General features: G+C 68.3%; 15 protein-coding genes. 8 read left to right on the top strand and 7 right to left on the bottom strand.

What is annotated here, in order from left to right; genetic code table 11:
• On the bottom strand, nucleotides 1–1,467 hold the full coding sequence (locus tag AC27VN_RS03245) for an ABC transporter substrate-binding protein (RefSeq protein ID WP_490875608.1): 1,467 nt from the start codon (nucleotides 1,465–1,467) through the stop codon (nucleotides 1–3).
• Nucleotides 1,468–1,667: 200 nt separating this feature from the next.
• Here AC27VN_RS03245 and AC27VN_RS03240 point away from each other — a divergent pair, with 200 nt between their 5' ends.
• The 4 genes from AC27VN_RS03240 to AC27VN_RS03225 all read left to right on the top strand — a co-directional run bounded on the left by AC27VN_RS03240 (nucleotide 1,668) and on the right by AC27VN_RS03225 (nucleotide 6,106).
• A complete protein-coding gene (locus AC27VN_RS03240; protein WP_093354835.1) occupies nucleotides 1,668–2,321 on the top strand; it encodes a TetR/AcrR family transcriptional regulator in 654 nt (217 codons plus the stop codon).
• Nucleotides 2,322–2,582: 261 nt separating this feature from the next.
• The gene (locus AC27VN_RS03235) at nucleotides 2,583–4,259 is read left to right on the top strand and encodes a tannase/feruloyl esterase family alpha/beta hydrolase (protein ID WP_490875607.1); all 1,677 of its coding nucleotides are present in this window, start codon (nucleotides 2,583–2,585) and stop codon (nucleotides 4,257–4,259) included.
• Nucleotides 4,260–4,334: 75 nt separating this feature from the next.
• Nucleotides 4,335–4,538, top strand: a complete 204-nt coding sequence (locus AC27VN_RS03230) for a hypothetical protein (RefSeq protein WP_490875606.1) — start codon at nucleotides 4,335–4,337, stop codon at nucleotides 4,536–4,538.
• Between the two features lie 56 nt (nucleotides 4,539–4,594).
• Nucleotides 4,595–6,106 (top strand): Fic family protein, encoded by a 1,512-nt coding sequence (locus AC27VN_RS03225; protein WP_490875605.1) that lies wholly within the window; start codon nucleotides 4,595–4,597, stop codon nucleotides 6,104–6,106.
• Nucleotides 6,107–6,157: 51 nt separating this feature from the next.
• On the opposite strand, the gene AC27VN_RS03220 is transcribed toward AC27VN_RS03225, so the two are convergent.
• The 6 genes from AC27VN_RS03220 to AC27VN_RS03195 form a co-directional block, all read right to left on the bottom strand.
• Entirely contained in the window at nucleotides 6,158–7,789 is a 1,632-nt protein-coding gene (locus AC27VN_RS03220; protein ID WP_490875604.1) for a hypothetical protein, read from the bottom strand.
• Nucleotides 7,790–7,901: 112 nt separating this feature from the next.
• A complete protein-coding gene (locus AC27VN_RS03215; RefSeq protein ID WP_490875603.1) occupies nucleotides 7,902–8,612 on the bottom strand; it encodes an MOSC domain-containing protein in 711 nt (236 codons plus the stop codon).
• Nucleotides 8,609–9,301: a glutamine amidotransferase gene (locus AC27VN_RS03210; protein ID WP_490875602.1), complete on the bottom strand. Its 693-nt coding sequence runs from the start codon at nucleotides 9,299–9,301 to the stop codon at nucleotides 8,609–8,611. The genes AC27VN_RS03215 and AC27VN_RS03210 overlap by 4 nt, the downstream gene beginning before the upstream one ends.
• A gap of 33 nt (nucleotides 9,302–9,334) precedes the next feature.
• Nucleotides 9,335–10,129, bottom strand: coding sequence for an aldolase (locus AC27VN_RS03205; protein WP_490875621.1), 795 nt, complete (start codon nucleotides 10,127–10,129; stop codon nucleotides 9,335–9,337).
• Between the two features lie 17 nt (nucleotides 10,130–10,146).
• On the bottom strand, nucleotides 10,147–10,797 hold the full coding sequence (locus AC27VN_RS03200; RefSeq protein ID WP_490875601.1) for a glutathione S-transferase family protein: 651 nt from the start codon (nucleotides 10,795–10,797) through the stop codon (nucleotides 10,147–10,149).
• Between the two features lie 5 nt (nucleotides 10,798–10,802).
• Nucleotides 10,803–11,786 carry a Bug family tripartite tricarboxylate transporter substrate binding protein gene (locus tag AC27VN_RS03195; protein WP_490875600.1) on the bottom strand — a complete coding sequence of 328 codons (984 nt, stop codon included), beginning with the start codon at nucleotides 11,784–11,786 and terminating at the stop codon, nucleotides 10,803–10,805.
• Nucleotides 11,787–11,884: 98 nt separating this feature from the next.
• Between AC27VN_RS03195 and AC27VN_RS03190 the strand changes: the two genes are divergently transcribed.
• From AC27VN_RS03190 to AC27VN_RS03175, 4 genes are all read left to right on the top strand, one after another.
• Nucleotides 11,885–12,406, top strand: coding sequence for a helix-turn-helix domain-containing protein (locus tag AC27VN_RS03190; RefSeq protein WP_208508864.1), 522 nt, complete (start codon nucleotides 11,885–11,887; stop codon nucleotides 12,404–12,406).
• A 414-nt stretch (nucleotides 12,407–12,820) separates the two neighbouring features.
• Nucleotides 12,821–13,822 (top strand): hypothetical protein, encoded by a 1,002-nt coding sequence (locus tag AC27VN_RS03185; RefSeq protein ID WP_490875620.1) that lies wholly within the window; start codon nucleotides 12,821–12,823, stop codon nucleotides 13,820–13,822.
• Nucleotides 13,819–14,853 carry a hypothetical protein gene (locus AC27VN_RS03180; RefSeq protein ID WP_490875599.1) on the top strand — a complete coding sequence of 345 codons (1,035 nt, stop codon included), beginning with the start codon at nucleotides 13,819–13,821 and terminating at the stop codon, nucleotides 14,851–14,853. The genes AC27VN_RS03185 and AC27VN_RS03180 overlap by 4 nt, the downstream gene beginning before the upstream one ends.
• Nucleotides 14,854–14,940: 87 nt before the next feature.
• Nucleotides 14,941–15,243 carry an I78 family peptidase inhibitor gene (locus tag AC27VN_RS03175; RefSeq protein WP_490875598.1) on the top strand — a complete coding sequence of 101 codons (303 nt, stop codon included), beginning with the start codon at nucleotides 14,941–14,943 and terminating at the stop codon, nucleotides 15,241–15,243.
• The last annotated feature ends 295 nt before the right edge of the window (nucleotides 15,244–15,538 follow it).

Genomic DNA, 15,538 nt, shown 5'->3' with positions numbered 1-15,538 from the left:
CTACCGGACGCTGATGAAGCGCAGGTTGACGCGGTTGTCGCTCTGCAGTGCAGCGTCGACGTTCTTGCGCATGCCCCAGGCCAGGCCCTGCTGGTAGAGCGGGATGTGGCCCACGTCGTTGCGGTGCAGGGTCATCGCCTGCGTGACCAGCCGCGTGCGCGCCTGCGGGTCCATTTCGGTCAGCACCTGGCCGATCAGCCGGTCGACCTCGGGATTGCTGTAGCGCCCGACGTTCCACTGGCCGGCCTTGCCGTCGCGCGTCGCCATCATCACGTTGAGGGTGTTGTAGGCGTCGAGGTTGACGGGCGTGTAGCCGAAGAAATTGAAGCTCGAGTCGCCCGCGCCCACCTTGGTGAAGAAGCGCGCGCCCGGCAGTGCGTTGACCGCCACCTTCACGCCGATGCGCGAGAGCATGCCGGCGATCGCGGTGCAGACCTGTTCGTCGTTGACGTAGCGGTCGTTGGTGCAGTCGAGCGTGACCTCGAAGCCCGCCGGATAGCCGGCCTCGGCGAGCAGCTTCTTCGCGGCCGCGAGGTCGTAGGGGAAGGGCCGCGCCACCATGGCGGCGTCGACCGAGTTCACGCCGCGCGGCACGAGGATGCCGGTGGGCACCGCCGAGTCGCGCAGGATGCGCTTGCGGATCGCCTCGATGTCGATCGCCTGGTAGATCGCCAGCCGCACGCGGCGATCGGCGAAGGGATTCCTGCCCTTGACGCTCGCGTAGCGCAGCTCGGGGCTGGTCTGGTCCATCGAGAGGAACAGGTTGCGGATCTCGGGCCCCTGCAGCACCTTGTAGCCGGCGGAGGCCTCGACGCGCGGAATGTCCTGCAGCGGGATCGGGTAGGCGAAGTCGAGCTCGCCCGACAGCAGCGCCGCCACGCGGGTGGCGGCCGACGAGATCTTCACCATCGTCGCCTCGGTGATGTTGGTGCCGGGCTTGTCCCACCAGCCCGTGTGCGCCACCAGCACCGTGCGCACGTCGGGTTCGCGCACCGAGAGCTTGAAGGGGCCGGTGCCGTTGGCATTGCGGGTCGCGAAGTTCTCGCTCTTCTGCCGCATGTCGGCCGGGCGCAGCGCGCCGTTCTTCTCGGCCCAGGCCTTGGACATCACCTTGAGCTCGGGCAGCGACTGCAGCAGCGCCGCGTTGGGGAATTCGGTGACGACGTCGACGGTCGTGGCGTCCACCGCCTTCACGTCGGCGATCGAGGCGGCGAACACCTTCATGTCCGATTCGGGCGTCATCGCGCGCTTGAGCGAGAACACCACGTCCTCCGCCGTCAGCAGGCTGCCGTCGTGGAAGCGCACGCCCTCGCGCAGGCGAAAGCGCCAGACGGTCGGCGCCGGCTGGGTCCACGACTGCGCGAGTGCGGGCTCGATGCGCTGCTCGCGGTCGCGCCGCACCAGCCCCTCGTAGATGTGGCCGAGCACGGTCATGGTCGGCCCGTGGTTGAAGGCATCAGGGTCCATGGTCGCGGCGTCGTCCTGAGACGCCCACTTGAACGCAACGGCGTGCGCGGAACAGCAAAGCACGAGGGCGAGAAGGCCGGCGAAGCGGCGGAGAGCCCGAGGCGGCATGATTGACTCCAGTAAACGGTACGCACCGTATCTAAAACTTTAGAACGGTACGTACCGTATGTCAACAGGCATCGGAGTGTCAGAATCGCGCCATGACCATGCAGGACACCCCCGACCAGAGTTCCGAGCCCGTGGAACAGGGACCGCGCGCCCGGCGCCGCCGGCAGCAGACGCACGACGCCATCCTCGAAGCGGCCCGTGAGGTGCTGCGCGTGCACGGCTATGCGCGCTTCGCGATGGAACAGGTCGCGGCGCTGGCCGGCGTCTCGAAGACCTCGATCTACCGCCGCTGGCCGAGCAAGGGGGCGTTGCTGATCGAGCTCTACATGGAGGGCCTGCCCGACACGGCCATCGTGGAGGACGCGGCCTCGCTCAAGAGCGAGCTGCGCCGCTACCTCGTGTCGACGGTCGAGCGCGTGCAGGACCGCGAGTGGCGCACGATCCTCAGCTCGCTCGTGGCCGAGGCGCAGTACGACCAGGCCACCGCCACCTTGCTGCGTGACAAGGTGGTGCTGCCGCGCCGCGAATCGGGCCTGCGCCTGCTGCGCAAGGCGCAGGAGCGCGGCGAGATCGCGGCCGACGTCGACCACGACATCGTGCTCGACCTGCTGTTCGGGCCGGTCTGGTATCGCCTGCTGTTCGAGCATGCCGAGCTCGATGCCGATTTCGCGAAGCGGCTGCTGGCGCAGGTCGAGAAGATGCTGTTCGTGCCGAAGGCGGCGGGCAAGGCTGCGCGAGGGGCCTAGCAGGCTCTGTGTTCTTCATCGCCTCGTGAGGCGAAGTCGCCGCTCACGCGCAGGGCGGCACATCCCCGCGCCGATTCCATCGGCTTGCGCGCCGCGCGCCACATGATTGTTTTTGCCATGCGGATGCGGCCTTTCGCAATCGCTAGACGCGAAACCGCCCCGTAGCATCCGCGGACTTTTCGCAACTGCCTTGCAAGTGGAAGGCGCCGGTTGCGACGAGGTCCAAGGTCGCATCAACAACTTCAACGGAGACAAAGATCCATGCGGGGATTCAAGAAACGACGCGTCGTGCCATTGCTGGCTGTCCTGCTTCTTCTTCAAGCGTGCGGTGGCGGTGGAGGGGGTGGTGGCGCCATCCAGATCGATCCGTCGGCGGTCGCCACGCCGCAGCCGCCACCGCCGCCTTCGGCAGGCACGGCATGCGCGGCACTGCGGGGTGCCAAGGTGGACAGTGCCGCGATCGGACTGCCGACCCAGGGCGCAACGGTCACCGAAGCGGCCCTCGTGCCGAGCGCGGGGCAGACGGGCGAGCATTGCATGCTCAAGGGCCGCATCGCGTCCGTCTCCGAAGGGGCGCAGGACATCGTGTTCGCCCTCGTGCTCCCCACGAACTGGAACGGCAACGCGATGCACTTCGGTGGCGGCGGGTTCGATGGCGTGGTCCCGGATCTCGTGACCACGCCGCTGACATCGGGCGCCAGTCCGCTGCAGCGTGGATACGCCATCTTCGCCGACGACTCGGGGCATCAGGCACCGCCGACCGATCCCTTCTACACCGCCTTCGCATCGAACAGCGAGATGCTCCGGAACTACGCCGGCGACGCCTTGAAGAAGACGCGCGACGTGGCGATGAAGCTGATCGGCCTGCGCTACGGGAAGGCACCGGCCAGGACCTATTTCATGGGCGGCTCGAAGGGCGGTCACGAAGGCATGCAGGTGATGCAGAAATGGCCTTCCGACTACGACGGCGTGGTCACGTACTTTCCGGCCTATGCCTACATGCCGCAGATGATGACCATCCAGGTCGGCACGCGTGCGTTGTGGGGCAATGGCGGCGTCGGCTTCCTCGGTCCGAAGAAACTGCAGACCCTGCGCGCGGCCGAACTCACGGCCTGCGATGCGCTCGATGGCGCCGTCGACGGCATCGTCGGCAACGTCGCCGCCTGCACGTTCAAGCCGCAGAACCTGCGCTGCAAGGGCGGCGCGGATACGGGAGACGATTGCCTGTCCGATGCCCAGATCAGGACGGTCGACACGCTGCAATCGCGCACCGAGTTCTCCTATGCGTTCAAGAACGGCGCGACCAGCAATCCCGGCTTCCTGCCGTCCACGGACTACGCCTCGGTGCTGGGCGCGACCGCGACCTTTCCGGTTCCGCCGAATCCGCTGGTGCTGGGCAGCCTGGGGGCGTTGCCCGATGCCTTCATCCGCAACGCGGTGTTGATGGATCCTCTGGGCCTGTCGATCGGTCTCGATGGCGCGTCACCGGGAAGCTACCTGCCACGCATTCAGGAACTGTCCGGGGTCATGGACGCCACGAGCACCAACATCGAGCCCTTCGTCGCGCGCGGCGGCAAGTGGCTGCTGGTGCACGGCACCTCCGATCCGCTGATCCCCTTCCAGGGATCGGTCGACTACTACAACGCGCTGCTGCTGAAGCTGGGCCGGCCACAGGTCGACGCGTTCCTGCGCTTCTACCAGGTGCCGGGATACGGCCATGGCACCGGGCACTTCAATGCGACCGGCGGCGTGCCGGTGCTGGACGCACTGGAGGCCTGGGTGGAGCAGGGCAAGGCGCCGGGGGAACTGGTGGCAACAGACGCGAACCCCGCGACAGCCGGTCGCAGCCGGCCTCTTTGCATTTACCCGAGCTGGCCGAAGTACAACGGATCCGGCGATCTGAACGCGGCGGGCAGCTATCGCTGCGCGACGAGCTGACGCAGCGGCCCGCATCGGCACCGTGATGCCGGGCAAGCAGGCCGACCTGGTGCTGGTCGATGCGAGACGCTCAGCATGTGGCCGCTGCACGATCCCGTCGATGCCGCGCTTGTGCAGGCCCGCCTGGCCAATATCGGTTCAGTGATGGCCGCGGGCAGATGGCGCGAGCTCGGCGGCCGGCTGGTTGGCGACGACCAGGTGTCGCTCGATCCCGGGCGCTGGCTGGTGCCGCTGAGGGCGAAGGGGGCGAGGGCTGGGGATGAGTATGTAAAAACTTAGGTAAATATCGATTTCTAAATGAAAATCTAAGCCGATAAGCAAAAAGCGAGGCGGTGATGATTGGGTATGAGGAGTTGCTGTCGCGCATCCCGCTGCGCATGCCCCCCTTGAGAAGACCGGCACGCATCAAACCGGTCACGCGCGTGGAGGCCCTGCCAGACCTGCTGGCAGTACCCAGGCAGGTCGCGCCGCGCGACGAGGCCTCCATCCTGATTCACGCGCAATTCGGGCTGAAGCACGAGGGCGTCGAACTGGCGATCCTGCACGAAGCCATGAAGCAGGTGTCTGCCGAGGAAATGGCCGAGGCACTCGTCGAGCAGCCCAAGGCCGCCAACCTGCGGCGACTGGCGTTCGTCTGGGAAAAGGCCAACGCACGGGAGCTGCCGCTGCCCTGGCCGACGACGGGAGGCAACTACCTCGACATGTTCGACCCTCGAGAGCATTACACCGGCCCGGTATGGGAGAAGAGCACCCGATTGCGCGTGAACTTCAACGGCCTCGGTCCGTACCACTACTGCCCGGTGATGCTTCGCGACGCCGAGCTCGAGCGCCGTGGAGCGAAGGTGCTCGAAAGGCTCGAGCACTGGGTGAACGATCCGGGCAACGTCGATCTGGTCGACCGCGTCATGGACTGGGCTTATCTGAGCGAGACGCGCGACTCCTATGCCATCGAGAACGAGGATGCGTCGCCCGACAAGGCGCGTGCCTTCATGGCAGCCATGCAACATCTGGCGGATCGCAGGCCTCTCACCGAGCCCTACATCGCCGCGCTGCAACAGGCCGTGATCAGCCGGCCCGAGCTGTCCGAACACGCGTTTCGAAGTGGCCAGAACTGGTTGCAGCGCGGCGGCCATGGCGTCCTGGCGATCCGGTACCTGCCGCCACCGCCCGAAGTCTTGCCCGGCCTCATGGATGGATTCATGCAGATGGCCAATGCCGGTGACGAGGTTCCACCGCTGATCAAGGCAGCGCTGGTGAGCTTCGGCTTCGTCTTCCTGCATCCCTTCATCGATGGCAATGGCCGGCTTTCCCGACTGCTGGCTCACCACAGCCTGAACTACAACGGGGCCCTGCCGCAGACACGCGGAACGCCCGCGATCCTGCCCCTGTCGGTGGCGATGAAGAAGCACGAGAGGGATTACCTGCAGGCCCTGGAGACGTTCAGCAAGCCCGCGCGTGCCCTCTGGGACGTGACCTACGTCGACGGCGCCCGGTTCGATTTCCAGTTCAGGTCGTCGCCCATGATCTACGGGAACTGGGCTGGCCAGGCGGCCGCCGAGTTCGTCACCGCTTGTGCGGAAGCGGCCCTGGAACAGACGCTGCTCGAGGAGACGGCCTACCTGCAGGCCTACGACCAGGCCTTCGAAAAGATCGATTCGGCGTTCGACCTGCCGAACAGGACGATCAATCTGTTGATCCAATGGATCCAGCAGAACCATTGCAGGATGCCCGAGCGCCGTCGGAAGTCGCAAGAGCTGTACATGCTCAAGGCCGCCGAGATCGATGCGATCGAGGCGATCGTTGCGCAGGCGTTCGAGCCATCGGGGCAGGACAAGCCTTCGACCTGACCTCGCGGTCACGCCGCATCGGCGCGCGGCGCCGGCCCGAATGAACCGCTCCTAGCGCGGCTGCGAGGACATCTCCCACACGTCCGGCGTGGTCGCGACGAGGCCCTTGAGGTCCGTCCATTGCGGCGCCTGCGGCAGCGCGGTGCGGCCCTGCACGGCGGCCGTCGCGAACGCGACCATCCGGCCGCGCACGCGGTCGAGTTCCTGCTTTGGCCAGGTCTCCATCGAGTGCGGGCCGCGAGAGACGACGATGTCCTTGAGCCCGCGCACGCGGTCATAGGCCGCGACCGTGCCTTCGAGGCTTTCGGCGCGGTCCCACAGGCCCTTGGCGAAGAACACGGCGGGCCACTTCGGCATGTTCGCGAGCACCGCCGAGTTGGGATAGAAGGCGACGTAGTTGTCTGCCGCCATGCCGCCGAGGAAGAGGTTGCGGTCCGCGAGGTCCGGTGCCTCGGGCAGGTAGCCCGCGCCGCTCACGAACGAGGCGTAGAGGATCGCGCCCTTGATGTTGGCGTAGCCCTTGGGCGCGCTGCACTGCACCGTCGGCATGTCGTAGCTGCAGCCGCCGGCGTAGTTCTTGGTCATGGCCCAGCCGGTGGTCATCGAGCCGCGCGAGTAGCCAAGCAGCAGCAGCGGAATCTCGCGCGACTTCATGCCGGCCATCAGCTTGCCGGCGGCCGGCGCGCCCTCGAGCTCCTGGCCCGAGGCCATCAGCACGCGCAGGCCGCGCCCGCTGTCCATCTGCGCGAGCACGCGGAAGATGTCCTCGCTCTGCTCGAGCGTGTTGGTGTCGCTGAAGCCGCCGGACAGGCCTTCGCCACGCCGGTCGTAGGCCAGCACGTCGAAGCCCGCGCGGTTCAGCGCATGCAGGTGGTCGCGCCAGAAGCGCATGCCGGGGCCTTCGGTGGTCGCGTTGGGGAAGCGCACGGATGTCGCGCGGCGCGTGGCGGGATCGACGCGCACCGTCACCTCGTCGGGATGGTCGATGGCCGTGAGCTGGCCGCCGCCGCCTGGGCTCATGATCACCAGCGCGCGCTTGCGGCCGCCGCGTCCGTCGTCGACGCCCGCGCCTTCCACGTACCAGCCGCGCAGCTTGATGTCGCCCTGCATGTTGAGCTTGAGGCGCTCGAGCGGATCGCGCGGCACGGTGAACTCCACCACGTGCGTGCGGTTATCCGCCTCGGCCACCGCTTCGTTGTACGGCGCTTTCGCGAAGAAGCCGGGCTTGCGGATGTCGCGCAGGTTCACCTGCCCGTCCGAATCGATCTTGCCGACCGGATCGACCATGCCGGTGACGCGCGTCGCGCGCTCCTTGTTCGGCGGCAGCCAGCGCTGCATCTGGTCGTTGATGCGCTTGAAGCAGGCCGCATCGCTCTTGCACGCGGCCCAGCGTTCCTTGAGCTTGGCGTCGGTGAACTCCTGCACGTGGAAGTCGCCCGCGTAACCAGCGGGCGCGTGGGCGGCCGTGAGCAGCAGGGGCACGCAGCGCGAGGTGCCGTCGGCCTGGCGCAGGGTGTAGCCGGGCAGCTCGGCGTTGCGGTCGGTGCCGACCCAGGCCTTGCAGTCGGTGGGCGGCACGACGCGTGCGACGGGCGTGGAAGCGGTGGGGGCGGTCGTGCAGGCGGCCAGGGCGATGCACGCGGCGATGGCGGCGGCGGCCGGCCGGAAGGTCGGGAAGGGCATGTGTCTCCTGTGCGCGGGTGTCTCCCGCGATCGATGCCCCATGTTCGCGGACGGCGCTGTCAGTCGGCTGTCCACGGGCTGCGGGTATTCCCGCCTTGCATCAGCACGGGTATCAGCGCGGGTCTGCGCCCGGCACGCACAGGCGCGGTGTCCAGTCCTCGACCTGCCGCGAGGCCGCGCGGCGCCGGAAGGTGGCGCGCCAGCGTTCGGCGAGTGCCGGCAGTTCGGCCGCGCGTTCCCACTCGGGCGCGAAGCGCTCGTCGCGTGCGAACAGCAGGGCGATGAGGCGCGACAGCGGCCACTCGGGATGCGGCCGCTCGACCAGCGCGATCGCTGCGTCGCGTTGCACCGCGCCGGGCTGTAGCACGCGGTAGTACCAGCCGGTGCGGCCGCTGTCCTGCATCTCGCGCGCCATGCCTCGCTCGCCGAAGCGCACGTCGAGCTTCCAGCAGGGCTGCCGGCCCTGCGACACCTGCACCAGCGCCTCGCCGAGCCGCAGCACGTCGCCGATGCAGACGCTGGCTTCGTCCCAGCCCACGGTCGAGAGGTTCTCGCCGAAGGCACCGGGCGCGGCCAGCAGGTCATGGCGGCGGCTCCATGCGGACCACGCGGCGTAGTGCTCGCGCGGATAGTGGTGCACCGCCTTCTCGGGACCGCCATGGATGCGCAGGTCGGCCTGCGCGTCGCCCGCGAGGCCGGTGGCCGAGAGCCACAGCGCATCGTCGCTCGGCGACTTGACGATGCCGCTGGGTGTGCGGCCATCGGGCAGCGGCGCGACGGGGCCCACGAGCAATGCGTCGATGCGCACCGGTGCCAGCGTCATTCGAGCTGGCCCAGCCAGGCGCGCAGCATCGCCGCGGCACTCGCTTGCGGCGCGTTGCCCTGCGCGGCGCTTTGGCCGCGCAGCGCCGGAATGTCGATGCCAGCCTGCGCGAGTTCGCACGCATGGCCGATGAGCCAGGGTTCGATGCGCGCGGGATCGGCCTCGGGATGGAACTGCAAGGCGAGCGCGTGGCGGCCATGGCTGAAGGCCTGGTGCGGCGTGAGCGGCGTGCTCGCGAGCAGCTCGGCGCCTTCGGGCAGGTCGAAGGTGTCGCCATGCCAGTGCAGCACCGGCACGTTGGCCAGCGGCGCGAGGCACGATGCCTGGCCGGCCGCGCTCAGCGCGACCGGCGCCCAGCCGATCTCCTTGCCCCCCGAGAAGTACACGCGCGCGCCGAGCGCGCTGGCCATCAACTGCGCGCCGAGGCACAGGCCCAGCGTGGGCCGGCCCAGCGCGAGCCGCGCGCGCAGGCCCGCGATCTCGTCGTGCAGGAAGGGATAGAGGCCGGTGTCGTAGGCAGCGATCGGGCCGCCGAGCACGACGACCAGGTCGGCCTCGCGCCATTCCGCGGGCTCGAGCGGCGAGACGCCGGCCTGCCGGTAGTCGATGGTCCAGCCGGCCTCCCGCAGGACCGGCGCGAACAGGCCGAGGTCCTCGAAGGCCAGGTGCTGCAGCGCGATGCATCGCATGGCGAGGGACTCCTTGTCAAAGGACGATGGAGCTCAGGCCGCGCGCAGGCAGTCCGCGTTGCGCGGGTCCTTGAGCGAGCGGCGTGCGTAGTACTCGAAGGCCACCGTGTTGCGGCGCGGCCGCACGATCCAGTCGTGCGCTTCCTTCGCGAGGCGGTGGTCGATCGGCCGGATGGTGCCGGCCGCGGCGGCCAGCAGGTGCATCTTGGCGGCGCGCTCGAAGGCGATCGACAGCACGCAGGCTTCCTCGATGCTCGTGGCCGCCACCAGCAGGCCGTGATGCGACAGCAGCAGCGCGCGCTTCTGGCCGAGCGCGGCCGAGATGAACTCGCCCTCCTCGTTGCCCACGGGCACGCCGGGCCATTCGCCGACGAAGGCCACGTCGTCGTAGAGCACGCAGTTGTCCATGTGGCTGATCTTCAGCGGCTCCTCGAGCATGCCGAGCGCCGAGGCATGCAGCGCATGGGTGTGGATGATGCAGTTGACGTCGGGCCGCGCGCGGTACACCCACGAGTGGAAGCGGTTCGCCGGGTTGGGCATGCCCGCGCCGTCGAGCACGTGGAGGTCCTCGTCGACCGTCAGCAGGTTGTCCTCGGCGATCTCGTCGAAGCCCAGGCCCAGGCGCTGCGTGAGGTATTCGCCGGGCTTGCCGGTGCGCGCGGTGATCTGGCCCGCGAGGCCCGAGTCGTGCCCGTTGTCGAACAGGATGCGGCAGGTCAGCGCGAGCTTCTGCCGCGGCGTGTAGGGGCTCTCGGCGAAGTGCTGGTCCATCTGAACGATGGATTGGGCGACGAGTTCTTCCTTCGCGAGTTCGAAGGTGTCTTGCAGTGCCATGGGGGATCTCCTTAAGGGGTTTCGCTGGTCGAGAAGGTCTTCTCGGGATGCGCGGGAAAAAGTGCCTGGTAGCCGTCGAGGTCCTCGATGCGCGCGAGCCAGGCGCGGATCGCCACGAAACCCTGCAGCTCGATGCCGCCCATGGGCGCGAGTCGCGTGTAAGGGTACAGCGCCACGTCGGCGATGCTCGGGTGCGTGTCGGTGGCGACCCAGCCGTCGGGGCCTTGCCGTTCGAGCCGCGCTTCGAGCAGCGCGAGCGCGGCCAGGGCCTCGTGCCGGTAGGCGCGGAATTCGGGGCTCGCGGGATCGCGGTCGCGGTGCAGCGCCAGGTGCAGGCGCAGCTTCGCGAGCGGCTTCATGTGGCGCTCCTGTTCGAAGGACAGCCAGGTCAGCACGCGCGCCTGCGCGAGCGGCTCGGCGGGCCACCACGGCGAGCCCTGCGCGAGGAAGTGGAGGATCGCCATCGATTCGGCGATGCGGTGGCCGTCAGCCAGTTCGAGCACCGGCACCTGCGCGAGCGGCGCGATCGCGAGGAAGTCGGGCCGGCGCAGGTCGCCGCGGTCGATCGAGCGCGTGTGCCGTTCGAGCGGCACGCCGAGCAGGCCCGCCATCAGCCGCACCTTCCAGGCATTGCCCGAGCGCAGGGTGTCGTGGAGCTTCATGGCCATCAGTCGACCTTGGTGCCCGCGGCGCGCACCACGCGCGTCCACTTCTCGGTCTCGGCGCGCAGGTGCTTGCCGTAGGCGGCGGCGCCCGTGGGCAGCGGCTCGATGCCGAGCTCGGCCAGGCGTGCCACCAGGGCAGGGCGCTTGAGCGCGCGCGCCAGCGCCTCGTCGACCAGCGCGACCTGGGCCGGCGGCGTGCCGGGCGGCGCCAGCAGCGCATTCCACGAGCCGATCTGGAATTCGCCCAGGCCCTGTTCCTTGCTGGTGGGCAGGTCGGGCACGGCAGGGTTGCGGTGGTCGGCGGCGATCGCGAGCATGCGCAGCTTGCCGGCCTTGGCCTGCGGCTGGATCACGGGAATCGCGTCGATCACGATCTGGACCTGGCCGCCGAGCGCGGCGTTCACCGCCTCGGCGCCGCTCTTGAACGGCACGTGGAGGATGTCGCTGTGCGTCGCGAGCTTGAACAGTTCGAGACCGAGGTGCGGCGAGCTGCCGTTGCCGGCCGAGCCGAAGTTCAGCGTGCCGGGATTCTTCTTCGCATAGGCCGCCAGCGCGGGCAGGTCCTTCACGCCATCGAGGCCCGCGACCGCGAGCACATAGGGCGAGTTGCTGACCAGCGAAACGGGCGTGAGCGCCGCCGGTTCGTAGCCGAGCCGCGCATAGATCATCTTGTTGACCACCTGCGTGCCGACCGTGCCGAGCAGCAGCGTGTAGCCGTCGGGCTGCGCCTGCGCCACGGCCTGCGCGGCGATCGAGCCGCCCGCGCCGGGACGGTTGTCGATCACCACCTGCTGCTTGAGTTCCTCGCCGAGCGCCTGGCCGATGAGCCGGCCGGCCATGTCGGTGATGCCGCCGGCGCCGAACGGGATCACGAGCCGGATCGGCTTGGCGGGGTAGGGCTGGGCCTGGGCCGCCGCGCCGACGCAGGCCAGCGTCAGGGCGAGGACAGGGGCGATCCAGCGGCGGAACGGCGAAGGTGCGGACATACCATACTCCTGTGCGGCGCGGGATCGGCCGCGTTGCGTGTGCGATCGGGTTCGAGAAACAAATCCATTTTAGGACACAAGTGTCCTAAAGAAAAGTCATGTCCATCAAGTTGAAGTTGTTGCGGGTCCAGTCGGGGCTCACGCTGGAGGGGTTGGCGCAGGCCACCGGGTTGACCAAGAGCTACGTGTCCAAGCTCGAGCGCGGCGTGTCCACGCCCTCGGTGGGCGCCGCGCTCAAGCTGTCGAAGGCGCTGGGCGTGCAGGTCGAGGAGCTGTTCGCCGAGTCGTCCGAGGAGGACCCGGTGGTCATCCATCGCCAGCAGCCGGCGACCGCGGGCGGCGCGGCGCGGCTGGTGTCGGGCTCGCTGCCGGGCCACCGCATGGTGGCCTTCGTGCTGCACCCGACCGACGAGCCGGTGCGCAACCACCCGATGAGCCACCACGAGGGCGAGGAGATCCTCCACGTGCTCAAGGGCCGCATCACGCTGCAGCTCGCGAGCCGTACCGAAACCCTGTCGGCCGGCGACACGGCGCATTTCAACGCGGGCATCCCGCACAAGATCACGTCGGTGGGGAAGACGCCGGCCTCGGTGCTGCTTGTGATCGCGCAGGCGGAATGAGCATGCGGGCGCGGCTTCTTCTTGCGTCGATGTTCGCCATGCTGCTGCTTGCCGGTTGCGCGAACACGCCGCCGCATGCGTATTCGGTGTGCGCGACACAGCCGGGGACCGAGGCCTGCCAGGTCGAGCGCTACGACCACGTCGACTGAACGCCGGCGTCGCACACCTGCTGGATATCCCCCGGTTGGATGAGGCGTGCGGTGCACGCAACGCCGCGACGAAATACCGCCGGCATGTGATCGATCCGTCATCGAGGCGCTTCTTCCCGCCCCTAAGATGCGTCCCGCAGGCACACGCGGGACGAGGAGGGCCGTGCACTGCGCCCATCGCGGCGTACTTGGCCGAGTCCCCGAAGCTCGCTTCCACCCCGATCGACGTGGCGCGCGCGGCGCGCTTTGACAGAAGGCATGCGTGATGGTCATCTCCCGTATTTGCAAGGCCCTGCTGGGCGGATGCTGCTTGCTGGCCGCACTGGCCGTTTCGGCCCAACAGCAGCTGCCGGGTGTGCTGGGTCTCAGCTACAAGATCGGACGGCCCTCCATTCCGGCCGCGGCCTATCAGAAGATCACCGTCACGGAATTCAGGTCGATGGTGAGCAAGGCTTTCCGGACATCGGGCTTCTCTCTCGTTGCCGTGGACGCACAGAAGAACAAGTCGACGATCTTCCAGTTCAGGTTCGATGCCTATCCGAAGGTCGAGCCGAAGCCGATGATCTTCGTCTCGGCCGACGAGCTGCCCGACGAGAGAAAGCGGTGCAACCCCTGCTTCCTGCGGTTCGCCGAGATCAGGAATGCGTCCGAGTTCGAGACGCTTCCATGGATGACGCAGTACGAGTTGAGCGCGCTGCTCGTGCCGGCCATCGACAACGCGTACGCCACGATCGAATCCAACGGGCATAGGGATCCCGCGTGGGAACGCTTCAACTACAAGCGGCAGTGGGCCGGCGAGCGGAACCTGTTCGGCAACTCCTTCACCGGTATCGAATTCTCCAGTCTCAAGGAGGCCGTCGCGGGCGCCTACAGGAATGCCGGTTTCATCCCCGTCGAAAGCCTTGGCGGCATCAGGACGCCCGAAGACACGCTGGCTTTCAGTTTCCCCGTGGATCCGGGCAAGGACGGCGGTGCCATCTACACGCTGAAGTTCCGCCGCCAGTACGACGCGGACGGACGCTGCCATCCCTGTGAGGTCGTCGAAGAGTACGACCCCTACCAGCAGCTTCCGCCGGCCGGCTTGTCCGGCATCGTGGGCCGCGCGACGCTCGAGTCGAGGTTCACGGCGGCCCGAAGCGCGGCCTACGAAGCCATGCGAGCCGATCTCGAACGCCATCTGCGCCCCGGCTCCGTGTTTTCGATCCCGCCCAAGCAGGCGCCTCTCGGATCGCCGCGGCCGCCGCCCACGCCACCCATCGCGACATGACGGCGCACGCGCAGTCCGTGTCGGGCAACGTCGCCATCGGCTCGATGCGACGCGAGCATGGGCTGGTCGTCGGCAACCTGCTCGCGGCGCTGGCGGCCGGCGCGCTGGCATCGTGGTCCACGCCGATGATGCTGGCGATCCTCTACATCGACATCTGGCTGCTGGCCAATCCCCATATCGTCGCGACCTACACGCGCCTGGGCGCGATGTTCTCGCGCCCCCGCATGCGCCAGGCGCTGATCTTCGTCGCACCGATCCTGGTACTGGCGGGCCTGACGATCGTCGCGCTCGCCTACGAAGCGGCCGGGCTGTTCGCCCTTTATTTCCTCGCGCAGTCCTTCCATGTCTCCCGCCAGTGCTACGGCATCGCGAGGCGCTACGACCGGAGGCCCCAGGTGCCCTGGCGAAGCCTGCCCTATGGGCTGATCTATCTGTTCCCCGCATGGGGCTATCTGCATCGCAGTGCACAGGGCGCCGACAGCTTTCTCGGCTACCCGATCTGGCTGCCGCCGGTTCCGCAGGCGTGGGCCGTGGCCGCGGGAACCGCAGCCCTCGTCGGCGCCGCGTGCTGGCTGGCATGCCTGGTGTATTCGAGGCGCATGAGGCAGGCGGCGGGACCGTTCGACAGCCTCGTGCTGTCCCACCTGATCGTTTCGCTGGTCGGCTATGTCTGGATCAGCGACATCACCATCGGCTGGCTGGTGGTCAACGTCTGGCACAACATCCAGTACCTGGTGTTCGTCTATCGCCAACGGCAGCGCGACGACACGACGGGCAAGGAGGGCGGCGAGATGGCGAGAAGTTCGGCGGCACGCTCAGCGCCATGGCGCGCCGTCCTGATGCCGCCGATGCGCTTCTTCCTGCCCTGCGCGATCGGCGGTGCCCTCCTGTACCTCGCCGCCAGCCGCATCGGCGAGAGCCTGCTGTGGCTCGGGCTTCCCACCATTCTCATTGCGCACTTCGTCCTGAACTTCCATCACTACCTGGTGGACGGCGTCATATGGAAGCGCCGTCGCACCACGATCGGGTGAGCGGCCGCCGGCCCGCGACGAGGCCATGGAACCAGGGCCGTGGTGGAATACGCAGGCACTGCTTCATGTTCACGGAAAGGATGTGCCTTGGCTTCCACCTCGAAATTGATACCGGCCGCGACCCTGGCGCTGGCCGTCCTGTCGATCGCCGCCTGCAGCGCGCCGCAGGCGCGTGACGACGGCGTCTCCGGCATCTGCCGGCCGGAGGCGGCGAGCGCTCTCGTGGGCAAGAACCGCATCGGCGATGCCGAGGCCCGGCAGTCGACCGGAGCCTCCCTCGTGCGCCAGCTTCAACCCGGACAGCCCGCGACGATGGACTACCGGCGCGAGCGCGTGACGATCGAGACGGACCCGGCCACCGGCAAGATCGTGCGCGCCGCCTGCGGCTAGGGCAGCGGCTGCGCGCGCCCGCACGACTGAACGCCGGGCTGCGATTTCAGTCCTGCCGGCTGTAGTCGGTGGCGCCGCATGTCGGAAGAATCGTCGGGCTCCGAGTTCGCCCGCGCAAAGCCTTCCGATGTCCACGCTCCCCACCTTCACCGCCGCCTGCGGCCTCGCACCCAAGGGCTCCTCCGTGCCACAGGCCCAGGCATCGCGCGCCTGGAGCGTGCATGCGCCCTTCGTCGCGCTGCTGCTCGATCACACGCGGCCCGCCATCGTCGTCGACCTCGGCGCGGAGGGCGGC

The sequence above is a fragment of the Variovorax sp. 20P10.2.4 genome (genome assembly GCF_058244205.1).
The sequence above is the reverse complement of the archived record's forward strand: the minus strand, read 5'-3'. Positions and strand labels throughout refer to the sequence as shown.

Excerpts from the sequence above, each read along its gene's own strand:
- AC27VN_RS03245 (WP_490875608.1), bottom strand. The coding sequence starts at position 1,467 with ATGGACCCTGATGCCTTCAACCACGGGCCGACCATGACCGTGCTCGGC.
- AC27VN_RS03240 (WP_093354835.1), top strand. The coding sequence starts at position 1,668 with ATGACCATGCAGGACACCCCCGACCAGAGTTCCGAGCCCGTGGAACAG.
- AC27VN_RS03235 (WP_490875607.1), top strand. The coding sequence starts at position 2,583 with ATGCGGGGATTCAAGAAACGACGCGTCGTGCCATTGCTGGCTGTCCTG.
- AC27VN_RS03230 (WP_490875606.1), top strand. The coding sequence starts at position 4,335 with ATGTGGCCGCTGCACGATCCCGTCGATGCCGCGCTTGTGCAGGCCCGC.
- AC27VN_RS03225 (WP_490875605.1), top strand. The coding sequence starts at position 4,595 with ATGATTGGGTATGAGGAGTTGCTGTCGCGCATCCCGCTGCGCATGCCC.
- AC27VN_RS03220 (WP_490875604.1), bottom strand. The coding sequence starts at position 7,789 with ATGCCCTTCCCGACCTTCCGGCCGGCCGCCGCCGCCATCGCCGCGTGC.
- AC27VN_RS03215 (WP_490875603.1), bottom strand. The coding sequence starts at position 8,612 with ATGACGCTGGCACCGGTGCGCATCGACGCATTGCTCGTGGGCCCCGTC.
- AC27VN_RS03210 (WP_490875602.1), bottom strand. The coding sequence starts at position 9,301 with ATGCGATGCATCGCGCTGCAGCACCTGGCCTTCGAGGACCTCGGCCTG.
- AC27VN_RS03200 (WP_490875601.1), bottom strand. The coding sequence starts at position 10,797 with ATGAAGCTCCACGACACCCTGCGCTCGGGCAATGCCTGGAAGGTGCGG.
- AC27VN_RS03195 (WP_490875600.1), bottom strand. The coding sequence starts at position 11,786 with ATGTCCGCACCTTCGCCGTTCCGCCGCTGGATCGCCCCTGTCCTCGCC.
- AC27VN_RS03190 (WP_208508864.1), top strand. The coding sequence starts at position 11,885 with ATGTCCATCAAGTTGAAGTTGTTGCGGGTCCAGTCGGGGCTCACGCTG.
- AC27VN_RS03185 (WP_490875620.1), top strand. The coding sequence starts at position 12,821 with ATGGTCATCTCCCGTATTTGCAAGGCCCTGCTGGGCGGATGCTGCTTG.
- AC27VN_RS03180 (WP_490875599.1), top strand. The coding sequence starts at position 13,819 with ATGACGGCGCACGCGCAGTCCGTGTCGGGCAACGTCGCCATCGGCTCG.